The following is a 5,623-nucleotide window of genomic DNA, read 5'->3' as shown; positions in this document are numbered from 1 at the left end:
TTCAAACTGGCTACAAACCCTGATTCTACTACCATTTCGGCTATTTTTTATATACATTGTTGTAGTGCATTTTTCCTTCATCAGTCAAGTTTCAGCATATTTTCAAAAGGTGCAGTTCTCTTTTTTGTTAAGTCAATATATTCTTGACTTATTTCAAATCCAACATATTTTCTGTCACTTTTTAATGCTGCTATTCCAGTTGTTCCACTACCCATAAATGGGTCTAAAATAATATCTGTTTTAAAAGAATATAGTTGTATTAGTCTATGTGGTAAGTCAATCGGAAATGGTGCTGGGTGTCCAACTCTTCTTGCAGATTCTGCATTGAAAATCCAGATTGATTTTGTCCATTCTATAAACTCATCTCTCGAAATTGAGTTTTGCTTTGTCTCTTTTTCGTTTTTCTTACGGTCTCTTTTGTAATCTCCTTTTGAAAACACTAGTATATATTCGTGAATATCTCTTAATGTTGGATTGGAAGCAGACATCCAACTTCCCCAAGCAGTTGATGGACTCGCACTTGCCGCTTTATTCCAAATTATTTCTCCACGCATATTAAAACCAATATCAATCATCATTTTTGAAATATAGTCTGAAAGTGGGATGTAGGGCTTTCTACCAAGATTTGCAACATTAATACACGCTCGCCCCCCATTAAGCAAAACTCGATATGTTTCATTAAAAACATTTTTTAACATTTCTAAATATTCAGTTAACGATAAGTCTTCATCATATTCTTTTGAAACATTGTAGGGTGGTGATGTAATCATTAAATGCAATGAATTATCAGGAATCATTGACATATTTTCTGCCGAACCCAATATTGTTGTATTTAGAATATTTTCTGGAATCAGATTTGTCTCTTTGTTAACTTGTTTTTTATTTGCTAATTTATTATATAATTTAGAATTATAAAATTTAGATGAATCGTGATTTATTCTACCATTTGTTCCAAATGAACTTGATTCTGTTCCTTTTTTTCTTTTATATGTAGTTTTCATTTTTCCCAATTTATTCTCCAATTAAACTTAAAAATTTTTCTGCTTTTGAAACATCATCTTTTTCTTTTGCAGATACGGTTATTATTTGTCCTAATTTTCTTTTAGGCAACATTGAAGAAAAGAAATTCATATCGGAATTAACTACTTCTGTAATGTAATTGATTAAGTTTTGATACTCATTAAAAGTCTGAAAACCTTTACCTTTCGTGTTTACAATAAAATCATTTGTTGGATTCGGGTATAAAGATATAAAACTTTGAATAATTCCAGCCTTTTTTAAAAAATCTACTTTTTTTAAGTAGTTTTTTGTTATTGGGCTGTTTCCTAAAATTATTATTGGAATCTTCGTTGATTCCGTTTCAGGAACTCTAATGTTAATAGATTTCCCAATTGCTTTAAGCATAGAGTCAGAACGAAGGATTGAAGGATTACCTTTATGAGTTTTATAATCGCCAGTTAAGTTTAGTTGGTCATTCTCAAATTTATAATTGTTTACAATGCTCATTTTAATTTCAAAGAGCAATTTTATATTTTCTGCTTTTTGTAAGGTTTCATTTGTTGTGCAAAATGCTAAATCAGCATCACTTTGGGTTGTTAATCCGAGTTCAGGACAAACAACACTATTTACTGCAAATAAACCTAATTCTTTTGCAATAGGTTGAAAAAAATCTTTACACCATTTTTCAGTATATTGACCAATCAGAGAATTTCTACTTTGTAAAGTTTGACCTTCTGCACTTTTTCCTTTTGGAACATATGCAAAATACACATCTGTCAATTTATAAAACAATTGTTCTGGTGAAGCAAAGTTTTTCATTGCTTCAGTAAAGAATTTCTTTTCAGTTTCTATGTTCCAAAAATTCATATTTTATTCCTTTAATTAAAAATACAAAGATAATATTTATATCTCTGTTTCTTGTATTTAATTGCTTTCTCCAAATGCCCTAAAACGTCAGACTGTCTAATAACCCTAAGCACCGATTAAATTTTTGTCAAATGTAAAGCTATTTCTGCTTTGCTCAAAAATGATTTGCTTTTTTTAGGTTGCGTTTTTCGAATTGCCTCTTCTAGTGATGTTGTAAAAATATATGCCTGTCTTCTGTCTTTTCCTTGTATAAATTTCATAGTATAAAAATAGAAATTATTCCTTTGGTGGCAAATTATCTTTATCTACAAATTGTTGATTTTTTTAGACAGTCTAACGACAGTTTGTCTAATAACCTCGAATATTGATATTTGTACCCAATCAGTAATTCTCCAAATAGCTGTTTTATAAAATCATACATTTTGTTGGCTTATTAAAATAATTGCTTTTTAATAGTTTTTAGACAGTCTGGCGATTTAAATATGGTGCGTTTGGCATTTCAAAACTCCAAATTTTCAAGTTACTACTGAATTTTATGCAGGCTACAATGCTCATATTTACTACTATTTCGGCTATTATTTATGAGTACGTGTTATGGGCTGATATTCCTTCATCTCGTCATTATATTTGTCTTATTTCTTCGTCCTTTAATTCTACAATTGGTTCATTAAATATGTCTTTATATTTATCTCCTTCAAATGTATGAATTGGGACTATGTTTTTGGGTTTTATTGATTTTACTAATTTTTTCAAAGTTCTTATATCCGCGTGTCCGCTTGTATGAATATCGTGGATTGTAAAGTTTCGGGATTCTAAATAATCTAGAAAATTTTTTGTGTAATCTTTCTTTTTATAACCAAGCCACATTGAATAAATTAAATTTCCACCATCTATATTTGTTATTAATTTCAAATCATCTTTCATAGATGGGCGAACCAACATTACGATATCATTTGATTTTTTACTTATATCTTTTTTTGCGATTTTTAACTTCTTGAATTCATACAATATTTTTACATTTCCTTCCTTGCTCAATCTATCACTTGCGTAATATGGAAACATTACTTTCAAATTTTTAAAAGAATTAGATGGATATTGAATTCTAGCATATTTTGATAACTTTTTCAAAACCGTTGCAACATAAACATCAACAACCATTATTTTATTTGTTTTATTACATGCTTTGTATATTGAGACCAATCTGTCAATATTTTGTCCGGAAGTCCAGACCAAATTTATTTTATTTGGCTGATTAAAAACTTCGATTAGTTCTTTTTGAATTTCTTCTTCTGTTTTGAATGGTTTACCTTTTTTTCCAATAGTTGTACCTTCGAGAAGTAGATAATCTACATTTTGTGGTGCATTATGTGTAAACCAATTTAGGAAATTTTTTCCTCTTCCATGACCACGAAAATCACCGGAATAAAACAAACTTTTTCCGTCTGCTTCAATCAAAAAAGCATAAGAATCAAAAGCAGAATGATCCATTCGGAATGGTGTAATTGTGAAATCGCCAATTTGAAACTTTTTTTCCATTTTAAAATATTCTGTGTTTTCTAAATGAACATTTTGAGGTGTAAATATTTTACTAATTTTTATAATTTCGTGTGTCGCTTCACCAAGATAAAATGGAATATCACTATTTATGTAATTCATAAATCCATAATGATCTTGATGCGGATGCGAAAGAACAACTCCATCAATTTCTGCTTTTTCATGCTCATAAAGACCTTTTATGTCATGCAGAATTTTCTTTTCAATAAGTTCTTTAACTGACAATTTTTTATATTTATAGAAGTTAAATTCTGTGCCATCTTTGTTAACTAACGGCATACCAAAATCAATTAATATTCTCGTTTTGTCAGTCCATACCTCTACACACGAACCGCCTATTTCTTTTGTGCCTCTGTGGATTTTAAGGTTCATATTATTGGAATTAGGTCATTTCCACCAATTTTATTATTATTGAAGTTTGCCAAATATTCAAAACATGTCTTCTTTTTTAAAATAACTATGAATAAATAAAATTGATCATTCTTGTATTTAGTTATTTTCAAAATAGAATTATTGATTTTGTTTAGAAGGGAATCTATAGTGTTTTTATTACTATTTTCTAATATATGAAAAAAAACTCCTATCTCTTGAGGTTCGTAAGCTAATTTCAACAAATCTTTTGTAATTGAAGATTGTTTTGGTTGACCATTTTTAAATTCAATATTGGCAACAGGAATTGGATCTGTATTCTTATTGTATAATGATAAATCAATTGCACCAGAACGACCGCCTTTTGTATTTTCATCATAAACAATTGGTTTAGTTGAAAAATCAGAATATCGGTTTTGAGTTGGAACTTCAATAGCATAATGCAATTTTGTTTGTTTTGTTATTTCATTAGCAAATAAGAACCTTGCTTCTTGTTCGCTAATACGAATATTACCAGTTCTATAATTAGGAAATATTAATTGCTCTGAACTTCCTTGATTATACATATGAATAAGCTTAGTTCCCACTTTTTTACAAATGGTTTTAATTTGATCAATTGTTTTATTTGTCATTTTACATTCCTTTTTTATATAATTATTTTATCCCAAATATTGTATTGAAAAACCACTTGTTGTTACCAAAATAACACAAACCGTTTTATCCGAATTACTTGTTTGTGCATCAAATGTGGTTCTAAAATTTTCATTAAAATCAATAGAATCCCACGCAGATGTAAAAATCAAAGTTGCTTTATTTTTTATATTACAGTTTAACCAATATGAAATAGTTTTTTCAGCTATTCCTTTAAAACCGTCTTTTCTTGAATTCCATTTTCCGAATGATTTACTTACACATAATGAATGACAACTTCCAGGTTTGCCCGGAATTATATTTATTTCTCCAATTCTATCTGTGACTTGATCAATTGCATTATTTAGATCTTCATAAATATTTCTCTTTTTTCTATTTTTGATTTGTTGTTCCAACGCATCACGATCAATTTGTAAGGGTTCTACTTCTGTAGCGATTTCTGTTAATGTGTTAAAAAATTTTTCAAAAAGTTCTGCCAAATCTCCATTTTTTTCGGATATTCTTTTTATTAAATCTTTTTTATTGCTAAACATTTTTCCCTCCTTTTTTATATTATCCATTTGTCTTTTGCCTTATGGTTTACCGTATGTTCAATTAAATCGCCTTCATAATCCGTAACAACACTTTCCCATGCTTTATCCCAATATTCTTTCTCTTTTTTAGTTGGTTTTGTTTTCCAATCAATAAAAAGTAAGCCTTTATGTTCATAGACACTATTTAATTTTTTGTAATATTCTTCATTATTATCAATATCAGCAAGTACTTGTGCATAACCAAGTACCATCTGAATTCTATGAATTCTCCAAAATTGATCATCATCTGCTCTTACTGCATCTATCTCTATATTTTCTAAATACATTGCTTCTTACTTTTTGGTTTCTTTAAATGCCCTACAACTTGTAAATAAACGCAACCCTATTGTGTTTATTTCCATTATACCTATAGTTACCCCTTTTGTAAGATGCAGATATCGTGGTATATAAAGATATGATTGCATTTTGTTATTAATTTAATTGTTACAAATGTAAATAAATATTTTATAAATCCAATAAATAAGATTGAGCAGTTATTTATTTTCAATTTTAGAATTCAGTTTTATTTCTTCTATTAAAATAGATTTTGCTTTAGCATCGTTAGTAATGTGCAAAAAATTTCCTTTGCCCAGTCCTGCCATAGTCTTCAT

General features: G+C 28.7%; 6 protein-coding genes. All 6 read right to left on the bottom strand.

Annotation, left to right across the window (positions count from 1 at the left end; genetic code table 11):
- Positions 1-80: 80 nt before the first annotated feature.
- The 6 genes from U9R42_01465 to U9R42_01440 all read right to left on the bottom strand — a co-directional run bounded on the left by U9R42_01465 (position 81) and on the right by U9R42_01440 (position 5,299).
- On the bottom strand, positions 81-1,001 hold the full coding sequence (locus tag U9R42_01465; protein ID MEA3494683.1) for a site-specific DNA-methyltransferase: 921 nt from the start codon (positions 999-1,001) through the stop codon (positions 81-83).
- A 10-nt stretch (positions 1,002-1,011) separates the two neighbouring features.
- Positions 1,012-1,866 (bottom strand): hypothetical protein, encoded by an 855-nt coding sequence (locus tag U9R42_01460; GenBank protein MEA3494682.1) that lies wholly within the window; start codon positions 1,864-1,866, stop codon positions 1,012-1,014.
- A 621-nt stretch (positions 1,867-2,487) separates the two neighbouring features.
- A complete protein-coding gene (locus U9R42_01455) occupies positions 2,488-3,792 on the bottom strand; it encodes an MBL fold metallo-hydrolase (protein MEA3494681.1) in 1,305 nt (434 codons plus the stop codon).
- Positions 3,789-4,421, bottom strand: coding sequence for a hypothetical protein (locus U9R42_01450; protein MEA3494680.1), 633 nt, complete (start codon positions 4,419-4,421; stop codon positions 3,789-3,791). Before U9R42_01450 ends, U9R42_01455 begins: the two co-directional genes overlap by 4 nt.
- 27 nt (positions 4,422-4,448) lie before the next feature.
- Positions 4,449-5,000 carry a hypothetical protein gene (locus U9R42_01445; GenBank protein MEA3494679.1) on the bottom strand — a complete coding sequence of 184 codons (552 nt, stop codon included), beginning with the start codon at positions 4,998-5,000 and terminating at the stop codon, positions 4,449-4,451.
- Complete coding sequence (locus U9R42_01440; GenBank protein MEA3494678.1) at positions 4,988-5,299, bottom strand: hypothetical protein; 312 nt, start codon at positions 5,297-5,299, stop codon at positions 4,988-4,990. Before U9R42_01440 ends, U9R42_01445 begins: the two co-directional genes overlap by 13 nt.
- Positions 5,300-5,623: the final 324 nt, after the last annotated feature.

It is taken from the genome of Bacteroidota bacterium (genome assembly GCA_034723125.1).
Taxonomy (GTDB): domain Bacteria; phylum Bacteroidota; class Bacteroidia; order CAILMK01; family JAAYUY01; genus JAYEOP01.
The sequence above is the reverse complement of the archived record's forward strand: the minus strand, read 5'-3'. Positions and strand labels throughout refer to the sequence as shown.